Below are 22,195 nucleotides of genomic sequence, written 5' to 3'. Positions count from 1 at the left end.
GCCATCTAGTGATTGGCGGTTCAGTTGATACCTTTTAGATATCGAGGGATGTTTGTTTAAGATAAAACACCATTCGACATCTAAAATGTTTCGTTAAGTTTTTTGTTAAACGAATGTTCTGCTAAATGCTAGCCGAGTTATTTATTAGCTGATGTCAGAACACCAGTATTTAGTCGTAATATAGTCTTCGATACCATATTTTGAACCTTCACGACCAAAACCAGACTGCTTCACGCCGCCAAATGGGGCAACTTCTGTAGAGATGAGGCCGGTATTATGACCGATGATGCCGTACTCAAGCCCTTCGGTGACACGCCATGAGCGAGCATAGTCGCCACTATAGAAGTAAGCGGCCAAGCCATAAATGGTATCGTTGGCAGCACGAATCACTTCTGCTTCGTCTTTAAAGGTAAATATGGTCGCAATTGGTCCAAAGATTTCTTCAGAGGCGATATCCATATCACTGCTGATATCGGTAATAACGGTTGGGTTATACGTCAGCTCTGAGGCGTCATTGACACTACCGCCCGTGACCAATTTGGCACCCTTATCTAAGGCGTCTTTTAGCAGGGCTTGAACTTTATCTAACGCTTTTTTGTTGATAAGCGGTCCAATATCGACGCCTTCTTCTAAGCCGTTACCTACTTTTAGTTCAGCGACTTTTTTGACAAAGACGTCTAGGAACTTATCTTTGATGCTGTCTTGCACGTAGACACGGTTGGCGCACACACAGGTCTGACCCGCATTGCGATATTTGGAAGCGATAAGGCCTGCCGCCGCTTTCTCAAGATCAGCATCATCAAAAACGATAAATGGCGCGTTGCCACCCAGCTCGAGTGATAGCTTTTTAATAGTCGGCGCGCATTGTGCCATTAGCGTACGACCGACTTCTGTAGAGCCTGTGAACGACAGCTTATGAATACGTGCATCGCCTGTTAGGATTTCACCAATGGTTGATGATTTGCCCGTTACAATCTGGAGCACGCCTGCAGGAATACCCGCTTGCTCTGCCAAAGCGCCCAATGCTAATGCTGAGAATGGCGTTTCGGTGGCTGGTTTGACGATAATTGTACAGCCTGCTGCCATCGCTGGAGCGACTTTGCGCGTGATCATCGCCGCTGGAAAGTTCCAAGGGGTGATGGCGGCACAAACACCGACGGGCTGCTTGAGCACGACGTGACGTAATTGCGTACTATTGGCAGGAATGACATCACCGTAAACGCGCTTGCCTTCTTCGGCGAACCAGCGAATAAAGCTATTGGCATAACCGATTTCGCCGCGTGACTCAGTAAGCGGCTTGCCTTGCTCAGCGGTCATGATGATCGCAAGATCTTCTTTATTGGCATCAATGAGATCCGCCCACTTTTGCAACAGCTCTGCACGCTCTTTAGCCGTTTTTGCCGCCCAAGCAACTTGCGCTTCATGAGCATAGGCAACGGCGTCATTGACATCATCGGTCGTGAGGCTAGGCACGGTACCGATAAGCTCGTCGTTGAATGGGTTATTGACTTCAAGTACCGCCTCGTCACTGGCAGCATACCAGCCGTCTTTGATAAAACAAGATTGTTTGAGTAGGTCTGGATTGGATAACTGTAGCGTATTTGACATGTTAACGCTCCTTCCTTGTCATATAGGTATGTTTATAAGAGTGGATATAATAGTAGTCATGAGATAATGATTGATAATTGTTTTTTTGTTCAATATACTGAACACGTATTCTATATACGAGACATCATTATAAGAACGATATGTCGTGATTTGCAACCCTTAATCGCATTATTTTGATAATTATCTTGTGCTTTTTCATTTTATTTTACTTTTATAGGTTACTTATGAGCTCGACTGCCGTACCTGCCTTAGACAAAACCTTTCAGATTTTGGACTTGATTACCGATAGCGCCCAGCCGCTGACAGCCGCTCATATTGCCAAAGAATTGGGGCTTCCTCGCAGCTCTACGCATAATATTTTGCAGAGCCTACTGTCCAAGCACGTCATTTATAAAGATCCTGAAAGCCGCTTTTATTTGGGCTCATATCTAATGTATTGGGCGGGAAAGTACGAGCAGCAGCAAGGCGTTGTACGATTGTTTAAGGATTTGATCGTGCAGTATCCGGTGCTACTGCAACACACGGTGACGTTGTCAAAACTGGATTTGGGAGAAGTGGTGTTTTTGGCCTGCCATGAATCACCTGCCCCGCTTGGTTTTACCTTTCGTGCAGGCGTGCGCGTGCCTGCGGTATTTTCGGCGACAGGCAAAGCCATGCTATCCACATTGTCGATGGATAGCATAAAGTCACTGTATAAAGAAAAGTTCCCCACACCCATGACCCAACATGGCGTCAAAAACTTTGCGGATTTATCCACTGAGCTTGCGGTGATTCAGGAAAGTCGAGTGTCGCTCGATAATGGGCAGTTGCGTGATGGGATGTACTGCTTGGGCACGTATATTCGTAATGCATCCGGCACGGCGGTCGCTGGCATGGCAGTGAGTTTTCTGCAAGGAGAGTATGAGTCCAAACGGGCTGAGGTCAGTGCGGTATTGATTGAATTGGCCGAACAGATTGAGCGGCATTTGGGCTTTATAGCTGACTCATAATTGATTGCTTATGTGACGTAGTTGCAAGATTCATTATCATGAACGGCTAATATGGGCGCGATACCGATATCGGTGACAGCGGTAACCTCTAAACCCAATGCTGCTGGTTCTTTTAACAATTCCACCATACGCTCTGGTATCTCCAGCGGCTCAAACATCTTGCCATAAGAAAAATAGGGCAACGGTCTATACAGACTTAGGTTTTCATGGCTATATATTTTCATGCTTAACATTCCTTGTTTTACACTACTTGGTTTAGCTTGTTTTGTTTAAAAATTCCATTTTTTAGTATTTATCACTGTAAAGATACTGTGGCAAGCATTGAACTAAACAATGCCGTCCGCCTTTAGCTTGGCGATTATCTCGCTGTCGTAGCCTAAATCAGCAAGCGTACTATCGGTATGCTCGCTCAAACGCGGTGGCGGTGTGCGATAGCTGACAGGGGATGCCGATAATTTGATGGGATTGCCAAGGGCGCGAACGGGGCTGCCTTGCTGAGCGAAACTCACGATCATTTCTCGCGCTTGTGCTTGCGGCATCGCCAAAGCTTCGGCGACGTTGTGAATCGCACCGCAAGGTACGCCGACCTGATCCAAAGCTGCAAGCCAGTAAGCCCGAGGCTGTTTGGCAAATATTTTAGTCAGCTCAGCACAAAGCAGCCCACGATTGGCAACGCGATTAGGATTGGTCGCAAAACGCGTATCAAGATGCCAATCAACTGACAATACGTTGCACAGTTTGGCAAATTGATGATCATTACCGCACGCTAAAATAAAGTGCGCCTCCCCTTTAGCCGCAAATACTTGATAAGGCACAATGTTGGGATGCTGATTGCCCAGTCTTGGTGGAATCTTATCTGAAGCCAAATGATTCATGCCGACATTGGCCAGCATAGACAGCGCACTGTCTAAGAGTGCGACATCGACATGTTGACCGACGCCAGTATGTTGACGCGCCAATAGCGCCGCTTGGATACCAATCGTCAGCTGTAAACCTGCAAATAAATCAATCACTGCGACGCCAACTTTGTGTGGTTCGCCATCACTTGGTCCTGTGATACTCATCAACCCTGACAACCCTTGAATAATATAATCATAACCGGGACGCTTGGCATCTGGTCCTGTCTGCCCAAACCCTGTCAAAGACGCATAAATCAGGCGCGGATTGTCTTGCTTGAGGCTGTCGTAATCTAAACCGTATTTTTTGAGACCACCGACTTTGAAATTCTCTACCAAAATATCACTGTCAGCGATGAGCTGTTTGATTATGGTCTGCCCTGCTGGCGTGGTGATGTCTACCGTGAGTGATTTTTTGTTACGATTGATGGTAGCGTAATAAGCGGAGGTGTCATCGCTGAAGGTTGGCGGTGCCCAGTGGCGCGTCTCATCACCGATATGTGGACGCTCAACTTTGATGACGTCTGCGCCCAGATCGGCGAGCACTTGCGTACAAGAAGGACCTGCCAACACTCTTGATAAATCGAGGACCTTGATACCATGCAATGCACCTTTTGGTATATCCATCATATCAGTTATATCTGCCATGAAACCCCCTTACCCTGTGGCGTATTCTTCGATTTTCTGATTAGAAAATTGCTATTCATCATTTAGTTTTTTGCGTTGTTTAATGACACACTGTTAAATAAATGGTGAGTAACAACTGAAAAACGTACGCCACTGTCGATACTCTTTTTGATAAAAAGCCAAGCAGCAACGTACGTCATGAAGTACCACTTTGTTAAATTTTCTTAGCTAAAAATACTTAAAAGAACGCCTGAATGCCTGTCTGTGCACGGCCTAAGATAAGCGCATGAATATCATGCGTGCCCTCGTAAGTATTGACGGCTTCCAAGTTCATCACGTGACGGATGATGTGGAACTCATCAGAGATGCCATTACCACCATGCATATCGCGGGCAATACGAGCGATATCGAGCGCTTTACCGCAGTTGTTACGCTTAATCATGGAGATCATCTCAGGTGCAGCGTTGTCTTCATCCATCAAACGACCGACACGTAGCGCGGCCTGTAGACCTAAGCTGATTTCGGTTTGCATATTGGCAAGCTTTAACTGCACCAGTTGGGTGGCGGCAAGCGGACGACCAAACTGCTTGCGATCTAGCGTGTATTGACGCGCCGCTTTCCAGCAAAACTCTGCCGCGCCCATACTGCCCCAAGCGATACCATAACGCGCTTTATTCAAGCAGCCAAACGGCCCTTTTAGACCGCGGATATCTGGGAAAGCATTGGCTTCAGGAACGAACACTTTGTCCATGACGATCTCACCGGTGACCGAGGCGCGTAGTGAGAACTTGCCTTCGATTTTCGGCGCAGATAGGCCTTTCATGCCTTTTTCTAAGACAAAACCACGAATCTCGCCTGCATCATCTTTTGCCCAGACCACAAACACATCCGCGATAGGACTGTTGGTAATCCACATTTTATTACCCGTCAGCTCATAACCACCATCAACGGCGCGCGCACGTGTCGACATTGAGGCAGGATCAGATCCCGAATCAGGCTCAGTTAAACCAAAGCAGCCGACGTACTCACCTGTGGCAAGTTTTGGCAAATACTTTTCTCTTTGCTTTTCAGTGCCATACGCCCAGATCGGATGCATCACAAGGCTTGACTGCACACTCATCGCTGAGCGGTAGCCTGAGTCGACCGCTTCCACTTCCTTGGCAATCAGACCATAAGCCACACTCGATAGACCTGCGCAGCCGTAGCCCTCGATGGTCACGCCAAGCAGACCCATCTCACCCATTTGACGCATGATATTACGATCAAAATGCTCATTACGGTTGGCATTGATAATACCGGGCATCAATTCCTTTTGAAAAAATTGACGGGCGCTGTCGGTGACCATGCGCTCTTCTTCAGTAAGCTGGTCGCGTAATAAGAAAGGATCTTCCCAATCAAAGCGTGGGCTAGTCGATGTTGCCATGTGTCTCTCCTTGATATCAGTCATCCTGACTGACGAATAGTGGTTGATACCTCATTTGGTTTAACAAGTTATTGACTTTGTTATTCCGCTGTGCGAAACTTTGTTTCATAATATAAAACTATTTAAACAAACTTTTGCCATCCTGTAAACCTTTATTAAAAAATAGGCATCAAAAGAGATAATCATTAAGAGAAATGGAGATAAAATGACAACATCTACATCGGCAGCTACCTCACTACTCGGACGAATGGATCACCTGATGGGTCAAAGCAAGGAAGAGAACGATCGACAGTTTGTGACGGCACTAGGTCGTGGATTGGTTATACTGGCTGCCTTTGAACACCATGAGCGCCTTACCCATCAGCAACTATGTCAGATGACCAAACTGCCAAAAGCGACCATTAGTCGCCTGATTCATACCTTGACCACGCTTGGGTTTTTGCGTACTAATGAGCACGGACAGTATCAACTGGGCAGCAGTGCAGTACGCCTAAGCGCGACCGCATGGGGTCGTCATGACATGGTGGCCTATGCTGAGCCACTATTACGGCAGTTCGCTAGCGAAAATGAGGTATCGGTAAATCTAGCGACCGAAGTTGAAGGAGAGATGCGCTATCACGCCTGCTGTCGTAGTCCTGCACGCCTATCGGTCAACTTGCAGGTTGGCTCAGCGGTGCCGGTGGCACGTACTGCCATTGGACGGGCTTTTTATGCAGTAAGCTCTCAAGCGAGAAAGGCAATGATTATTAGCAATTTGAAAGAGAATTTATCTGATGAAGATTACATTCACGCACAGTCAGCGCTCACTCAAGCAGCCCAGCACTATGAGCAGTACGGCTATACCGTCTCTGATGGGGAGTTCTCTACTGATATCTTGGCAGTCGCGGTTGGCGTCTATGATGTCGCGACTGGGCAATACGCCTATTCGCTTAATGCCAGTGTACCAAGTGCCAACTGGGAAGCGGACGACTATGCGGCAATCATAGTGCCAAAATTGCAGGCATTGGCGGAGCGGATTGGCGGTGGTGATGCGTAAAAGTAAGCGACTGTCACTTCAAGTTTCATCACCATTATAAATGGCTATAAACAGCACGCGCAGTTGCGTTTGGTTTTTGGCATTTGACCGATACCAGGGTTAAAAGTATTGGTAGGATCTAGGCGCTCATAAAATTGCTGCAAGTCAGGTTCGGCTTCATATAAGTGGCCGACATTATGCTCAGCAGGGTATTTGGCACCGCGCTTGTTTAATAGCTCAAGCATCATCTTTTTGACCTGCTTGGCATCACTGCCCTTTTTTAAAATATAATCTTGATGAAACACATAACAAAAAAAGTGACCGTAATACAGCTTTTTTTCTAAGTGCTGAGTGATGCTCTCAGGCAAATTTTCCAGCCAATCAAGCGTGTTACGCGGGATAGCAATATCGAGCGCCAGTATCTCTCCGGCGGTCTCTTCATGCATGACTTCATAACGTATGGCGGCCCCTGCAGCAGCAAAGCGATGCAAAAAGGCGCTGTCTGACTCAGCTTGCGTGCAGGTAAAATAACTGCCCGTTTCTGAATCTGCAAAAAACGACTCTAAAAAAGACTGCGCCTCATAGATGCCATCATCGCTCATTTTGATAATCAGGTGATGCTCATACTGGTTGCGGTACTCAAGCATGCGCTTGGGCAAATGCTGCGGCAATACTTGGGCGATCATTTGCATGACTTTATCGGTCAAATGATTGGGCACCCATGACCATTTACTCAGTTTGGCATCAATACTGCCTTTGATAGAAAACAGCTTGGGCAAAGCATTGGTGCCCAGATGCTTGATGCTCAAAAAGGTGTCTTTGCCGTACTTGGCAGACACATCAAATATATCGCGGTGCATATATTCGCCCACTTCAGGCATATTTTTAAACGTTGACAACACTTGCCGTCTTAGCTCGGCAAGCTCGCGCACGCTGTTGCTACCGATATAAAAGGTCTGCTCCGCTTTCGCTGTCGGATATGTGTCCAGACGCACCGCAAATACCGCAATCTTGCCTGCACAGCCACTGGCTTCATACAGCCTGCGCTTATCCGCATTAAAGCGGCTCGGCGTGTCGGCATTGACATCCTGTATTCGGGCGACATACTCTTTGTCTGAGGCCAGTTTGTTGCTTTGGGATAACTGTGACTTGTCAAAATAGCCGTTTTGTAAATTGATGAGGATTTCTTCGGGCGTATCACCCAATTCAACCTCTAAATGATTCACCAGTACCAGCTGACCGTGTTCATTAATCTGAGCAAACAGCGACAGCTCTGTGTAAGCAGGGCCTCGTTTGACCAGCGCGCCGCCTGAATTATTGGAGACACCACCGACGATTGACGCGCCCAAAGTCGATGAGCCAATCACCGAGTGCGGCGCTCGATTGACCGCTTTTAGCTCGTTCTGCAGTTGATGCAAAGTCGTACCCGGTAGGCTGATAATTTGCTCATTATCATTGATCAAATACAGCTTATTTATCGCCAGCGTATTGATGACCACCACGGGTCTATCGTAGTCATCACCGCTGGGCGTTGAGCCTTCTGTCAGACCTGTTTTGGCCGCCTGCATGATGATGATACAGTTGCCCTCAACACACACTTCCAGACATTGCCAAATCTCCAGCAGCGTTTGCGGAAACAACACTGCCAGCGCGCTACCGCCGCCTGAGCGCCAGCCCATGCGGTAGTGCTCATTTTTTGCTGGATCTGCCTGTATATTGGCAGCACCCAGTATTTTGGTCAATTTAACCAACACCTGATCTGATGGTAGCTGGCTTGTATAGGAGGCGGTTGATCGATAACGGTTCATTACTTGCTCTTTTTTTTGCTGTACATTCATAAGGTTAGCGGTCCTTGAAAGCCAAAGAAATAAATGGCTGCCATAACGATGATGCCACTGAACAACACATAATAGATGGTTGGTAAGATGGTGCGTCTCAGCGTCGCACCCTCCATCCCAAGCAGCCCAACGGTTGCTGATGCGGCCACCACATTGTGAATGGCAATCATATTACCCGCCGCGGCGCCAACCGCTTGTGCTGCGATGATGAGTGAGGGCGAGATGTGCAAGCTCATGGCCGCTTCATACTGAAACTGACTGAACATCATGTTTGACACGGTATTCGAGCCTGCGATAAACGCACCTAGGGCACCGATGGTTGAGCTGATCAGCGGAAAGGCGCTGCCAAACGTGCCTGTAAACAACTCAGCACTGGCAACTGGCATACTCGCGACATCGGATAGATTGACCCCAGAGTTGATAAAAATACGCACCATAGGGATGGTAAAAATAAGCACAAACCCAGCGCTTAAGACGGTTTTGCTTGATTCGCTCAAAGCATCACCCAGCGCACGCGTTGGATTTTTAGTTTGTACAAAAGCTGCGATTAAGGCGCTGATTAACAACAGGCCGCCGGGCAAGTATAAAGGACTAAAACCTGCACTGATATCGGCCTCGCCCAAAATCGTATTAAAGTCTAGCGTGGCGCTGCTGAGCAAGTCCTTAAAGCCAGCAAACATTCTCGAACACACCAGTAGCAGCGCCACTAGCAAGTAAGGAAACCATGCCATCAGCGTAGACATGGTCTTGCCTGCTGGGGTCGCCACATCTTCTTTGCTGACCACCAGTTTACCCATCCAATCGCTTGGCCAGCTGCTTTTGGCTTCAAAGTCCCACGTGGTCTTTGGTACCAAAAATCCTTTTTTAGCCGCCTGAATGACAATCGCCACACTGACCAGTCCACCAACCAACGATGGAAATTCAGGACCCAAGAAAATGCCCGTTAAAGCGTAAGGTACAGTGAAGGCCAACCCTGCAAAGATGGCAAAGGGCCAAATGGCTAAGCCTTCTTTCCAGCTTTTATTTTTACCAAAAAAGCGGGTGAGCATCATCACCATCAGCAGCGGCATAAACGTCCCAATCACACCGTGAATAATCGCCACTTGGGTGGTAATCAGTTGTAAAAATTCTTCCCATTGCATGCCTTCTTGCGCCAGCAGCGCACTGATGGCCACGGTATCTAGACCCTTATTCACCCCAATAACAATCGGCGTACCGACCGCCCCGAACGATACGGGCGTGCTTTGGATCATCATCCCCATAAGCACCGCACCCAATGCAGGAAACCCTATCGCGACCAGCAGCGGTGCCGCAATTGCAGCCGGTGTGCCAAAGCCCGATGCACCTTCCAAAAACGTACCAAAACACCATGCAATGATGATGGCTTGCACTCGGCGGTCAGGCGATACGTTGATAAAACCTGCACGAATCACTGCTATAGCGCCCGTGTGTTTTAGAGTATTTAATAAGAACAGCGCACCAAATACGATCCACAATACCGATATCGTAATCACGGTCCCTTGAAGAATAGAGGACGACACGCGGTTAAACGTCATGTCCCAAATAAAAAGTGCGAGCGCGGCAGTCACCGCCAAAATGATCGGCATGGTTTTTTTGGCCGACCATTGTAGACCAATAAGAAATATGCCACTGAGTATGATTGGCAATAGGGCAAGTAACCCATAGACAGTCTGATTCAAAACTCCCTCTCCCTGTTATCGTCTGTGCATCCTTGAACACCACTCTTAAACGCCGCCCTTAAACACAGTCCTTACATACAGCCACTCAATCGCTCAGATTAACAGCCTCATTGTGCTTAGGGTAGAATTCACACACTCTACGCTTTACAAGTGCAAAGATAAACAGCATGATCAGACAAGGTTATTTTCCTTTTTTGCTATAATACGAAATATATTACCCTGATTAGAGAATCGGTATGATTAAAGCTGATGACATGGTTTTGTTTGTTTTGGTAGTCGATGAAGGCTCTTTTTCCAAAGTTGCTGACAAACTGGCGCTGACCAATTCTGTAGTGAGCAAACGTATCGCGCGCCTAGAAGCCAACTTAAATGCACAACTGCTCTACCGAACCACCCGAAAACTCAGCTTGACCGATGCCGGCCGAACGCTGTATCACAAAGCCAAATTGGCTCAGCTTGCCTTTCAAGAAGCGGAAAATGCTGTCACAGGCTACGGCGAAAACATGAAAGGCTATATCCGCGTCACCGCCCCTGTGGTCTCTTCTGACTTACTACTCAGCACGGCTATCGCTGAATTTTGTAAAAAATATCCTGAGATAACCGTAGAGCTATACATCACCAACCGTTTGATTGATTTGGTCGAAGATGGCTTTGATTTGGCCATCCGAACGGCGGAGCTTGAAGACTCCTCCTTGATTGTCAAACGCCTGATAGACAGTCAATGGGTGATTTGCGCCACCCAAAATTACCTCAACAAATATGGTACGCCGCAAACCCCCGCCCAACTGCAAAATCATGATTGCCTCATCTATAAATTTGATAACACCAGTAGCGACTTGTGGCCGTTATATGAGGATGGTGCTGAGCTGCTGCTGCCCGTCAGTGGCCGCTTCCATAGCAATCATTTAAGCGCGATCAAACATGCTGCGCTGAGTGATTTGGGCATTGCTTTTTTGCCGCAAGCACTAGTGTATAAAGCCTTTCAGCGCCAGACTTTAACCCAAATTTTGCAAGATTTTACCCGCAAGCGTATGGGGATGTTTGCGGTGTATCCCAAATCAAAACAGCCCGATCAAAAGCTCAAATTATTGGTTGCTTATTTGCAAGACGCGCTAAAAGACAAAGAAGCCTACTACTGCTAAAGCACTAGTTTTATAAGCGGCCTCACACCCAACTGTTTTATCAGACATAAAAAAGCCACCTGTTTGGGTGGCTGATTTAATATTTTTCTGTGACATTCTAGATAGCGATACGACCAAATACGTCATCGTTTTTTGAAATGAAATTAGCAGCGTTTTTCATGTACTTTTATAGGCTTATTATCTATATTGACCTACTGACTGATTAAAGCCATTATCCAATCCATCAAACTTCAGCTCATCAAACCTCAGCCCAAACTTTAGCAAATACTTACGCAGTCGGTCGCTGTCATTATTGCTTTTCAGTTTATTTCTGGAGTTTGCATACAGATAGCGCCCTGCCGCCGCTTGGCTGCTGTGCTGATAGCAGACCTCAATCACATACGCGAGCTGCACCGCATCAAAGGGGTCGAGCGCGTCTTTGTCGTCGCTTGATAGATGGCGGCTCAGTACCGTATCCGCGTGCGCTTGTTGCTCGTTCAGGCTGGGCGCATACGCCTTGTCCACTTGATGTTGCGCGCTACTAGGTAATGCCCACAAATGTTTAAGGCGGGTGATTTCTGCCTTAACATCGGGCATACGAATCACTTTGCCTTCGCACAATGTCGTTAAGCGCGTCATGCTGGCGCTTAAATCACGAAAGTTGCCCTGCCATGTCGCCTCAGAACTTGTGGCAAAAGCTTCATAATACGCGCGTGCGGCAGGCTCAAAGCGGTATTGATACTGCTGCTCACTGCCCAGACGCGCTAGCTCGTAATCAATATTGGCGGGCAAGTCCTCGATACGGTCTTTTAACGACGGTAAAAAAAACGTCCACGTGTTCAGGCGCGCAAACAAGTCGGCACGAAACTCCCCATCCGCAACCGCTCGGCGCAAGTCCTTGTTTGTCCCCGCCATCAGTTGAAACGACACATCCATCGGGGTATCACTCCCAAGCGGATAAAAGCGCTGTGCCTCAAGCGCGGTCAAGAGCATCGCTTGCTCGTCTAGCCCCAGCTCGCCAATTTCATCCAAAAACAGCAAGCCACCGTCCGCTGATTTGAGCAGACCCTCACGGCTCGATGCCGCGCCCGTAAACGCGCCTTTGACATGACCGAACAGCACACTCATGGCGGTATCACCGCGCAAGGTGGCGCAGTTGACCTCGACGAACGCGCCGAGTGCCTGTTTGTTGTTGGCTTTGTTTTTCTTGAGTGCGTAGATTTGCGTCGCCAGTTGCGACTTGCCCGCCCCTGTCGCGCCCATCAATAAAATCGGCGCGTTGGAGCGCGTGGCGACCTTTTCAATATCGGCAATCAGCTGTTGATACGCGGCGTTTTGGGTGATGAGATTGGCTTGTAGGGTTTGCCAATGCTGGGCTTTTTCTGCCTCAAAACGCGCGCGCAAGCTGTCATAACGCGACACGTCCAAATCAATAATTTGGTAGCGCCCTTGTGGGTCGGTTTGGTCGGGCTTGGGACACGGCGAGGTCTGAATCAAATCGGCAGGCAAAAACCCCGCCTCAACCAGCAAAAACCAGCAAATCTGTGCGACATGCGTGCCCGTGGTCAGATGCAGCAGATAATCTGTGTCGTCACGAAAGGCGAAGCCTGTGACAAAGTCATACAGCTCGGCATAGACATCAGCAAAATCCCATGGACTCGCCAGCGTCACCCGATGCCCAATGACTTTGGTATCGGCGCTGACCTTTGTCACATCATCAACGATGACGTTAAAGAGTCGCTTGTCGCGCTTGCTATAGAGGATATGCAGCTCATCGACCAGTAGGTCATCTTGCAAGCCCAAACTGACGGTCGGCCGCCAGCGCTGCCAACGCTTGTCATTAAAGCCATTGTCCAAGGTCGTACCGAGAAAGCCGATAACGGCGGTTTTATGACGTTTAATCATATTGTTTTTACTCATAATGCTGCGCAAGGTGACGATTCAATGGATACAGCACACTAAAATGATCATGCCGCGCGATAAACGCACAGTGCAGTATTGGGTTTTTGTTGTTATCACACATCGGCTTTAGGTCGCGATAGTTACCGTCACGCTTGCCCTCAATAATCCACGTCGGCATGCGAATATCATTCGTCCAGTTTGCAGGCGCACGCAAATCCATTTCGCGTTGTTCATCGCCAGTAAAGTTAACGTCTTGCAAAAACATCGTCTCTTGCGTAGCGCCAAAGCTAATCACTTCTTTAAACAACTCAGGATGGGTGCTGCTCGCCACTTCACTGACCAGTAGCGCGAGTGTGCCGCCCGTACTGTGCCCGCCCAAATAGATGCGGCTGCTATCGACATACGGCAGGGTCGCCAAATATTTTGCCGCCGCGATGACATCATCGACCTCACCATAATTCACTTCGATATTGCCTGCATTGACATTGCCGCCGCGCAAGGTGGGAAACATCATGATTACGCCCGCATCGCGATATGGGCTAGCGGTTTGGTCATTTTGCCTTGAGCCTTTGCGCCAAAAGTCCATTAGTGTGTTGGACTCACCACCCGTTATCCAAACGATAGCAGGATGCTTGTCGCCATCGTTTGGGTCGGGCGTGACAAAGGCGGCGAGCGACATGCCGTCACTGTCATAGCGTACGCTATCAAATAGCGCTGCGGGCGGCTTGGGCAATGGCATTTGCATGGTGGGCGCAACTTGTATCGAGGTCTGATAATTGCCGCGTAGCGATGCTAAGGATGGCGCTGCAAAACAACTGCTGATGCTCACGCCTAATAAAATCGCCGTGCTGAATAAGCGTTTGTTAGAGACAACGTTATGCCTTGTTCTACATTGAACCTTCGCCATTACATAATCCTTTTATAGAATAAAAGCTATATTTATAGAATAAATTATAGCTTTATTAACTTGATTAAAGTCCACTTTTTTACAAAAAAAAGAATTTAAAATATTTTTTATTATTTAATATCAAATACTTATAAAAATAAAATTTATCTTTAGCAAAACTGGCACACCTTTAGCCCATATAAAGTACAGACAACCGCACTGCTACTAACAACGTAGCGAGAATCAAGGATATTTTTCGAAGCCTCTATCGGCGTGGCCGCATCACGCGAGAAAAATAACTTTGATTCAAGCGCTTCTGTGTGACGGATTGTTTACTAATATAAAGTTAAGGAGACACTATGCAGCCTATCAATCACAACATCATTCAAGACGGGGGCACCCCTATCCGCCTATGGACAAAAGGCGTGCCTGTCGACCCAAAAGCCCACGACCAGCTGATCAAAGCCTCACAGATGCCCTTTATTTATAAATGGCTCGCGGTGATGCCTGATGTCCATGTCGGTATCGGCGCGACCATCGGGACGGTGCTGCCGACCAAAGAAGCGATTATCCCAGCGGCGGTCGGCGTGGATATCGGCTGCGGGATGATGGCGGTGCAAACTACCCTGACCGCAGATGATTTGCCCGACAATTTGCACGGACTGCGTACTGAGCTAGAAAAAGCCATTCCGCATGGACGCAGCAAGACGCGCGGTCGTGGCTCACGCCGTGATGTGGGCGCGTGGGCGAACCCTGATGACACCGTCATGGATGGTTGGGGTACGCTGGTCGATGATTTTAATTATCTGACCCAAAAGCATCCCAAACTAAAAAACACCAACAACCTAAAGCATTTGGGCACGCTGGGCACAGGCAATCACTTTGTTGAGGTGTGCCTTGATGAGACCAATCAAGTGTGGATCATGCTGCATTCAGGCTCGCGCGGCGTGGGCAATGCCATCGGGCGCTACTTTATTGAGCTGGCGCGCGAAGACATGCGCAAATGGTTTATTAACCTGCCTGATAAAGACTTGGCGTACTTTGCCGAGGGCACTGAGCACTTTGATGATTATTGGTTTGCGGTTGGCTGGGCGCAGCGCTTTGCCTTTAAAAACCGCGAAATCATGATGGAAAAAGCCATCCAAGCGCTACGCACTATCGTGCCAAAACCGTTCGATGCTGCGGTAAAAGCGGTCAACTGTCACCACAACTATGTGGCAAAAGAAGAGCACTACGGCGAGGAAGTCTTTGTCACGCGTAAAGGTGCGGTGCGCGCTCGCGTCGGCGAATACGGTATCATTCCAGGGTCGATGGGCGCAAAATCCTTTATCGTCAAAGGTAAAGGCAACGAGGAGTCGTTTTGCTCTTGCTCGCATGGCGCAGGCCGCGTGATGTCACGCACAGAGGCGAAAAAAGTCTTTACCATTGATGACCAAATTACCCAAACCAAAGGCGTAGAATGTCGTAAAGACGCGGACGTGATTGACGAAATCCCAGCGGCGTACAAAAATATTGAAGACGTGATGAGCGCACAAAGCGACTTGGTGGAAGTGGTACATACTTTGCGGCAGGTGGTTTGTGTTAAGGGTTAGGTTTGAGTCAACAAAATTAATTAAGAGGTATCTATGAGCTCACTAGAAATGTACTTACAAAGGGCAGAAACAGTTGAAAAATTTAATGAGGTTGCTCATTTGGATTTATTTTTGCATGACAATCCAAATAACACTGAAGAACAAAAAATTATAGACTTTGAGAAAAATATTCTACTACTTTCAGGTTTAACGAAAAGAAAAATAACAATTGAAGAAACCGATTTATTTGAGTTGAAATCACATATTCACACTAGATTAACCACAGATAACAGGTACTTAAAATTGTTATACAAAATTGCTTACATCAATTTAAAAATTAAGCTAAGAGATTTTGAAGACAGACCGTGTGATATGCTGTGTACGTGGTTTGAAGAGTTCAATGAGCTTTCGAAAGAATACAGACCAGATGATAGTGCAAGTGCTATTGCATCCTTACTCAATACATATTTAACTCTATCAAAAAAATCTTGCGATAAGAGCTCCAATAAAAACTCATTAAAAGCATATGATTTTATTATCAATTTCGAAGAAAACCCAGAGCCTTTTGCACATTTCTGCAATACAGATCTTTTATCTTTTTTTTCAGTTAGCGAAAGAGAAGTAATACTTAATCATTTTTTTGAATCGCTAGAGGATAAAGTTAAAAAACTAACCAACGATGGGAGGTCAAACATATTCCTAAACGATAATTACTTGTTAATTTGTCTTAGAAAAATCATTGACCTTAGTGACAACTATAATTTTAATGATTTAAAACACAAAGTAACAAATTATCTTATAATTAATATTTTAAGCCATATAGAGTACGCTGCTATAAATCCACTTACTAAGTATGGAAGACTTCAATATTGTTTAGAAATATCCAAGCATCACAAAGATAAAGAGAAAATAAAAAATGATATACTTTTAAAAATTATCAAATATTCAAAAGAAATTCATATTCAAACGATAGGAAATATTAATACTTTTGAACAAAAAATATCCCAATCTTATCAAGATACTCTTAATAAGCACATTGAGTTATATAGGAAATATAATACATTAGACTGCTTGACTCAAATATCACGTGATTTTTTCAATAGTTCCGAAAGAATACTTGAGTACAGCCAACATAAAGAAATAGATTTCGCAATGTTAGCAAGTGAACTTCTATTAGATGATAGTGGACTTATTAGAGGCATAGTAAATGATGATGAAAGTAGAAGGTTCAGTGACCTAAAACAGAACATAATCATACTTTACCAATTAAAGCTACCACTATTTTTGAGTATCACGGAAAAAGAAAGTTTCGAAGAAGAGTTGCTAAAAATTGAGTTGTTTAATTCAAATGATGATAAGCATATTCGTAATGCCCTTATAAATTTCCTTGAAAAGGATTATCATGGATTTGTTTCTCGCTCCATCCCCCTCATAGAAAAGAAGTTACGCTTATTACTTCGCAGTCTGGGTGAAGCTGATATCCTCTCGAATAAAATAGGTGGATTCGACTTTCGTCCAATGAACGCATTTATGTCTAGTCAGGTAATAGCCGATGTTTTTACCGAACCTGTAAGGTTTATGTTTAAAGTGCTGTACGATGATAGACGTGGCTTCAACCTAAGAAATAAGGTTGCACATGGCATCGTCGAAGCTGATGAAATTGATTTTTTTCATGCGCTGTTAGTTCTTTATACAATCGTATACTTGGCCACTACCACTCTTAAGAGCGCTGATTAATAAGAATGATAGGTTTACCTTTTCAGTATGTATTTATTGGAATCATAAAAAATAAGGAAAACTAAAATGAAACTCGCAGAAGCTCTACTTATCCGTAGCGATATGCAAAAAAAATTGGCACAGCTTAAAGGACGCATTCGCAATAATGTCAAAGTCCAAGACGGCGATACGCCAAGCGAAGACCCCAATCAGCTGTTAGTGGACGCGAGCCAGCTGATTACTGAGCTGTCCGCGCTTATCGCCCGCATTCAGCGCACCAACGCGGTGGCGCTGACGGACAACAATCAATCGATGCTGGCGCTGCTCGTTGAGCGCGACACCCTTGAGATGCGCCACAAGCTATTGACCGAGTCGATAGCCGCGACCGAAACCGAGGTCGATCGCTATAGCCCGCGTGAGATTAAATGGCAAGTGATGGTCTCGGTCGGCGCATTGCAAAAGCAGGCGGACGATATTGCCATGAAGCTACGTCAGCTTAACATTGTCATTCAAGCCAACAACTGGCAAATTGACCTTGTGGACTAGGCGCTTACCTAGCTCATTAAACCTTTTTTAGCTTTGTCTGTCTGATAATGGACAGACCACCCTTTTGAAATCGACTGGGCGAGTGTCAGACCCCGCGACCCACAGCAGGGGGTTGAAAATATACTGTCGTGGCTGCTACGCGTTGTGGGCAGGCGCATTTTTTACCACTTATGCCCCGCACATGGCACTTGGCACAATGCACCATTTAGACCTTACCACCAGACACTGACAGTCGGTTTCAATCTTATTTTAAATGCGACCCGAAAAGTATTGGGAAGCATTTTATTATGCCCATTAACGACACTACCAATCAATAGTCTTACAAATCATAAAGACATTTATCATGCCAGCATCAACACGTAAAGCCCTAAAAATCGACGGCAGCACAGGCGAAGGCGGTGGACAAATCATTCGTACGGCACTGTCATTATCGATGCTCACAGGCACACCGATTGAAATCACCAATATTCGTGCTGGACGCGCCAAACCCGGATTGATGCGTCAGCATTTGATGTGTGTACAAGCGTCACAACAGATATCAAACGCTAGCGTATCGGGCGCTCATTTAGGTAGTATGGCGTTCACCTTTACGCCAAGCACCGTGCAAGCGGGCGATTATACCTTCGATATCGGCTCGGCAGGCAGTACCAGTCTGGTGTTACAGACGCTACTGCCTGCCCTACTCTTTGCCAATGCTGACTCAAGCAACAAGTCCACCGTTACCATCATAGGCGGCACGCACAATCCGTTAGCGCCAACCACCGACTTTTTGCAGCACGCCTTTGTGCCGCTACTTGCCAAGCTCGGCATGCAGGTCGAGATTGAGTGCGTGCAAGCGGGCTTTGCCCCTATCGGCGGCGGCGCGATTAAAGCAACTGTTGCGCCATTTGTGCGCCGTGCTAATGCTTCACGATTAGACCTCACGGAACGCGGTAAGCTTGTCAGCACGGAGCTGGTCGCAAGCGTGCTCAATCTAGAATACGATATCTGCCTGCGTGAGCTTGCCAGCGCCAAAGCCGCGTTGATTGAAGCGGGTATGGATGAGGCGCTTATCACAACACGCGGTAATAAATTATACGGCATTGGTGAAGGCAATACCTGCTATGCAAAAGTCACTCACGAGAGTATTAGTATCCAAAATCACAAAGAATATCACTCTGAAATATTTACATTACTAGGAGAAAAACGCAGCTCAGCAGAAAAGATAGGTGGTCGTTTGTCAGGCTTAGTAAAGCGTTATTTGTTTGACACCGATGCGCTGATTGATGAATATTTGACCGATCAGCTGCTATTACCGTTAGCCTTAGCAGGCGGCGGTGCGTTTAGCGCGCGGGTTATTAGCGAGCATAGCAAAACCCAAGCATGGCTCATTGAGCAGTTTTTACCCGTTGCGATCACGTTTGATGCTATAGAGGATGAGCAAATATTAGTCAGAATCACCTGCTAAAATTTGCCAGCATTAGTATACTGTTACCCAATGATACCGACTTGGCGATAGCATCAGTGTATGATGTACGCGACAAATTTGAGCGTCTTATCTATATTTACAATGACTATTGAGCCTTGCTATGCCTGAATCTCGTACCAATCTACACCCTAAACCCAAAACCAGCTCGCCGTATTTTGTCGGGTTGCTGCTGCGCTATAGCACGCTGGGTGCAGCCATTTGTCTATTATTAGCAGGATTGCTGCTGATGCACGGTTGGCTAATTGTGATTGGCGGTTTTGGCGTAGGACTCGGTATTTATGATCTGATTCAGTCCAAGCATTCAGTGCTAAAAAACTACCCGATAGCAGGACATATTCGCTACGTACTAGAGGATTTTCGTCCTGAGATTCGTCAGTATTTGCTGGAAGATGACAAAGAGCAGGTGCCATTTTCACGCCAGCAGCGCGCGCTAGTGTATCAGCGGGCAAAGAACGTCAGTGATACCAATGCGTTTGGTACGCTAGACAATCTTTATACTCATGGTAAAGAATGGTTTTTGCAATCTGCCATTAGCCAGCCGTTAGAAAACAAAGACTTTCGTATCACTGTTGGCGGCGAGCGTTGTAAGCAGCCGCATGATATGTCGGTATTCAACATCTCCGCGATGAGTTTTGGCAGTCTGTCCGCAAACGCCATTATGGCCCTCAATCAAGGCGCAAAAATAGGCGGATTTACGCATGATACGGGCGAAGGCGCGATCAGCCCTTATCATCGTAAGTTCGGTGGTGATCTGATTTGGGAGTTGGGTACAGGGTATTTTGGCTGCCGTGATGCCGAAGGCAATTTTGACCCACAGTCTTTCGCCGAAAAAGCCGTCGATCCACAAGTCAAAATGATCGAGATCAAGCTGTCGCAAGGTGCCAAACCGGGTAAAGGCGGCGTGTTGCCATCGAGCAAAATCACTCAAGAGATTGCCGATACTCGCCAAGTGCCGACGGGTGAAGACTGTATTTCGCCCGCTTCGCACACCGCGTTTAGTACACCGCGTGAGCTTGTCGCCTTTTGGCAGCAGCTACGCGAATTATCTGGCGGCAAGCCTGTTGGCTTTAAGCTATGCGTGGGTCAGCCTTGGCAGTTTATGGCGATTGTCAAAGCCATGATAGAGACCGATAACTATCCTGATTTCATTGTTATTGATGGTGCCGAAGGCGGTACGGGTGCGGCGCCTGTTGAGTTTATGGACAATGTCGGCATGCCGATGGTCGAAGGGTTTTTGCTTGTTCACAATACTTTGGTCGGTGCAGGCATTCGTGACAAGATCAGACTTGGCGTCAGTGGCAAGATCGTCTCAGGGTTTGATATTGCACGGATGATTGCGCTAGGTGCCGATTGGTGTAACTCGGCGCGTGGCTTTATGTTTGCGGTTGGTTGTATTCAGTCGCGCTCTTGTCACACCAATACTTGCCCGACAGGCGTGGCTACCCAAGACCCTTACCGTCAAAAGGCGCTCGATGTCCCTAGCAAAGCAGAGCGTGTGGCAAGCTTCCATAAAAACACACTCAAATCATTGGCCAGTATCGTCGGCGCGGTGGGCTTACAGCATCCGAGTCAGCTACAACCTTATCATATCGCCCGCCGTCTAGATGACGGGCAGATTAAGCTACTGTCTAAGTTTTTCTACTTTACGGATAAGGGCGCATTACTTGATAATAGCGCGCGTGCGGATATTTTCAATCAAATGTGGGTGATGGCCAATCCTGATAGTTTCTTAGCCAATAATGATGCGCTCATTGCTTATAACAAAGACTCTCGTGATAAAGGTAAAGAGACTGGCGCACCAACCGAACATCGCGCTGGATACAGCTCCCCCTACAGCACCGATCATACGATCACAACCGATGGCGGGCAGCTCATCGGCAATGTGAATAACACCTTCCGTGACTATCCGCCCAGTAGCGACTAAAAGCGAGTACCCAAGATTTATATATGAATCAGTAGCAAACCACAAATACCACTATGTTAAAAGACGTGTGATTGATGCCAACCTCCATTTTGACCTTATTGTTATCATTGATAGTGCTTGCGCTTGGCCTTAGCGCTTGCCAGCAGACCAATACTGAGACTGTCAATAGCGACACAGACAACTGGTCATGTCAGACAAAAGACTCGCCATTTACTTATAGCGTGTGCCGCGTGGATGCAAGTGGATTAACAAGCGATCGTTATTCACTGCAGCTGTTTTGGCAAGCCTCTAATGACCAATCACTACTAACCTTTGATACGTTGCTATCTACTTTACCAAAGACTGAAACTCTAAACTTTGCCATGAATGCAGGAATGTACAACGAAAACTATGCACCAATTGGTTACACCGTCATCAAAGGCAAAGAAGTCAAATCGCTCAATCTAAAAGAAGGTGGTGGCAATTTTCATTTATTACCCAATGGCGTTATGTGGTGGGACAAAACTGGTCACGTACAAATCACCGAAAGCCACGCTTTAGATGAACAGATAAACAATGGCAACGCACAGCCTTGGTATGCGACGCAATCTGGTCCTATGCTAGTCATCAATGATGAGATACATCCCGAGTTCAATCCTGATAGTACCTCCATCAAACTGCGTAATGGTGCAGGCATTTGTGACGATGGCAGCATACAATTCGTCAATACAGATGAGCCTGTGACGTTTTATCAGTTTGCGACTCTATTCAAAGACGAGTTAGATTGTCCAAATGCGCTGTTTTTGGATGGCGGCATTGCCTCAGCACTGTATGCACCCAGTATCGATAAGCAAGACAAAAAAGAGATGGGCGTAATGATTGGACTGGTTGAAAACAAAAGCTAGCATCTATCGTCACCATAGCATTTGTCACTAATATGCCTTCTCAAAATTGGCACTACTTAACATAAAAAAGCATTTAAATTA

General features: G+C 46.7%; 17 protein-coding genes. 9 read left to right on the top strand and 8 right to left on the bottom strand.

Features of this window, described 5'->3' with window-relative positions; translation table 11 throughout:
- Window positions 1-144: 144 nt before the first annotated feature.
- Window positions 145-1,608, bottom strand: coding sequence for an NAD-dependent succinate-semialdehyde dehydrogenase (locus PSBA01_RS10425; RefSeq protein WP_186474245.1), 1,464 nt, complete (start codon window positions 1,606-1,608; stop codon window positions 145-147).
- A 224-nt stretch (window positions 1,609-1,832) separates the two neighbouring features.
- Between PSBA01_RS10425 and PSBA01_RS10420 the strand changes: the two genes are divergently transcribed.
- Window positions 1,833-2,597: an IclR family transcriptional regulator gene (locus PSBA01_RS10420; RefSeq protein WP_071001857.1), complete on the top strand. Its 765-nt coding sequence runs from the start codon at window positions 1,833-1,835 to the stop codon at window positions 2,595-2,597.
- Window positions 2,598-2,605: 8 nt separating this feature from the next.
- Here the strand turns inward: PSBA01_RS10420 and PSBA01_RS10415 are convergent, their stop codons facing one another.
- The 3 genes from PSBA01_RS10415 to PSBA01_RS10405 form a co-directional block, all read right to left on the bottom strand.
- On the bottom strand, window positions 2,606-2,821 hold the full coding sequence (locus PSBA01_RS10415; RefSeq protein WP_071001858.1) for a hypothetical protein: 216 nt from the start codon (window positions 2,819-2,821) through the stop codon (window positions 2,606-2,608).
- 102 nt (window positions 2,822-2,923) lie between these two features.
- Window positions 2,924-4,141 carry a CaiB/BaiF CoA transferase family protein gene (locus PSBA01_RS10410; protein ID WP_093068186.1) on the bottom strand — a complete coding sequence of 406 codons (1,218 nt, stop codon included), beginning with the start codon at window positions 4,139-4,141 and terminating at the stop codon, window positions 2,924-2,926.
- Window positions 4,142-4,358: 217 nt separating this feature from the next.
- The gene (locus PSBA01_RS10405; protein ID WP_093068181.1) at window positions 4,359-5,543 is read right to left on the bottom strand and encodes an acyl-CoA dehydrogenase; all 1,185 of its coding nucleotides are present in this window, start codon (window positions 5,541-5,543) and stop codon (window positions 4,359-4,361) included.
- Window positions 5,544-5,748: 205 nt separating this feature from the next.
- Between PSBA01_RS10405 and PSBA01_RS10400 the strand changes: the two genes are divergently transcribed.
- Complete coding sequence (locus tag PSBA01_RS10400; protein WP_093068178.1) at window positions 5,749-6,579, top strand: IclR family transcriptional regulator; 831 nt, start codon at window positions 5,749-5,751, stop codon at window positions 6,577-6,579.
- Window positions 6,580-6,623: 44 nt separating this feature from the next.
- Here the strand turns inward: PSBA01_RS10400 and dld are convergent, their stop codons facing one another.
- Both dld and PSBA01_RS10390 read right to left on the bottom strand, forming a co-directional pair.
- Window positions 6,624-8,366: a D-lactate dehydrogenase gene (gene dld, locus PSBA01_RS10395; RefSeq protein ID WP_186475517.1), complete on the bottom strand. Its 1,743-nt coding sequence runs from the start codon at window positions 8,364-8,366 to the stop codon at window positions 6,624-6,626.
- 26 nt (window positions 8,367-8,392) lie between these two features.
- Window positions 8,393-10,096, bottom strand: a complete 1,704-nt coding sequence (locus PSBA01_RS10390) for an L-lactate permease (RefSeq protein ID WP_186474243.1) — start codon at window positions 10,094-10,096, stop codon at window positions 8,393-8,395.
- A 236-nt stretch (window positions 10,097-10,332) separates the two neighbouring features.
- On the opposite strand from PSBA01_RS10390, the gene PSBA01_RS10385 reads away from it, so the two are divergent.
- Window positions 10,333-11,238: a LysR family transcriptional regulator gene (locus tag PSBA01_RS10385; protein ID WP_186474241.1), complete on the top strand. Its 906-nt coding sequence runs from the start codon at window positions 10,333-10,335 to the stop codon at window positions 11,236-11,238.
- Window positions 11,239-11,415: 177 nt separating this feature from the next.
- Here PSBA01_RS10385 and rtcR read toward each other — a convergent pair whose 3' ends face one another.
- Window positions 11,416-13,122, bottom strand: a complete 1,707-nt coding sequence (gene rtcR, locus PSBA01_RS10380; RefSeq protein ID WP_186475516.1) for an RNA repair transcriptional activator RtcR — start codon at window positions 13,120-13,122, stop codon at window positions 11,416-11,418.
- A gap of 7 nt (window positions 13,123-13,129) precedes the next feature.
- On the bottom strand, window positions 13,130-14,026 hold the full coding sequence (locus PSBA01_RS10375) for an alpha/beta hydrolase family protein (protein WP_186474239.1): 897 nt from the start codon (window positions 14,024-14,026) through the stop codon (window positions 13,130-13,132).
- 338 nt (window positions 14,027-14,364) lie between these two features.
- On the opposite strand from PSBA01_RS10375, the gene PSBA01_RS10370 reads away from it, so the two are divergent.
- The 6 genes from PSBA01_RS10370 (at window position 14,365) to PSBA01_RS10345 (ending at window position 22,114) form a co-directional block, all read left to right on the top strand.
- Window positions 14,365-15,597 carry an RtcB family protein gene (locus PSBA01_RS10370; RefSeq protein WP_186474237.1) on the top strand — a complete coding sequence of 411 codons (1,233 nt, stop codon included), beginning with the start codon at window positions 14,365-14,367 and terminating at the stop codon, window positions 15,595-15,597.
- 33 nt (window positions 15,598-15,630) lie between these two features.
- Complete coding sequence (locus PSBA01_RS10365; RefSeq protein ID WP_186474235.1) at window positions 15,631-17,313, top strand: DUF4209 domain-containing protein; 1,683 nt, start codon at window positions 15,631-15,633, stop codon at window positions 17,311-17,313.
- Window positions 17,314-17,379: 66 nt separating this feature from the next.
- Window positions 17,380-17,838 (top strand): DIP1984 family protein, encoded by a 459-nt coding sequence (locus PSBA01_RS10360; RefSeq protein WP_186474233.1) that lies wholly within the window; start codon window positions 17,380-17,382, stop codon window positions 17,836-17,838.
- A 343-nt stretch (window positions 17,839-18,181) separates the two neighbouring features.
- Entirely contained in the window at window positions 18,182-19,285 is a 1,104-nt protein-coding gene (gene rtcA, locus PSBA01_RS10355) for an RNA 3'-terminal phosphate cyclase (RefSeq protein WP_093068163.1), read from the top strand.
- 121 nt (window positions 19,286-19,406) lie between these two features.
- The gene (locus PSBA01_RS10350) at window positions 19,407-21,230 is read left to right on the top strand and encodes an FMN-binding glutamate synthase family protein (RefSeq protein ID WP_186474231.1); all 1,824 of its coding nucleotides are present in this window, start codon (window positions 19,407-19,409) and stop codon (window positions 21,228-21,230) included.
- Window positions 21,231-21,304: 74 nt separating this feature from the next.
- On the top strand, window positions 21,305-22,114 hold the full coding sequence (locus tag PSBA01_RS10345) for a phosphodiester glycosidase family protein (protein WP_071001875.1): 810 nt from the start codon (window positions 21,305-21,307) through the stop codon (window positions 22,112-22,114).
- Window positions 22,115-22,195 lie beyond the last annotated feature (81 nt).

It is taken from the genome of Psychrobacter sp. KCTC 72983 (genome assembly GCF_014280455.1).
GTDB lineage: Bacteria > Pseudomonadota > Gammaproteobacteria > Pseudomonadales > Moraxellaceae > Psychrobacter > Psychrobacter pacificensis.
Note: the sequence above shows the minus strand (reverse complement) of the source record. Positions and strands in the feature narration are given on the sequence as shown.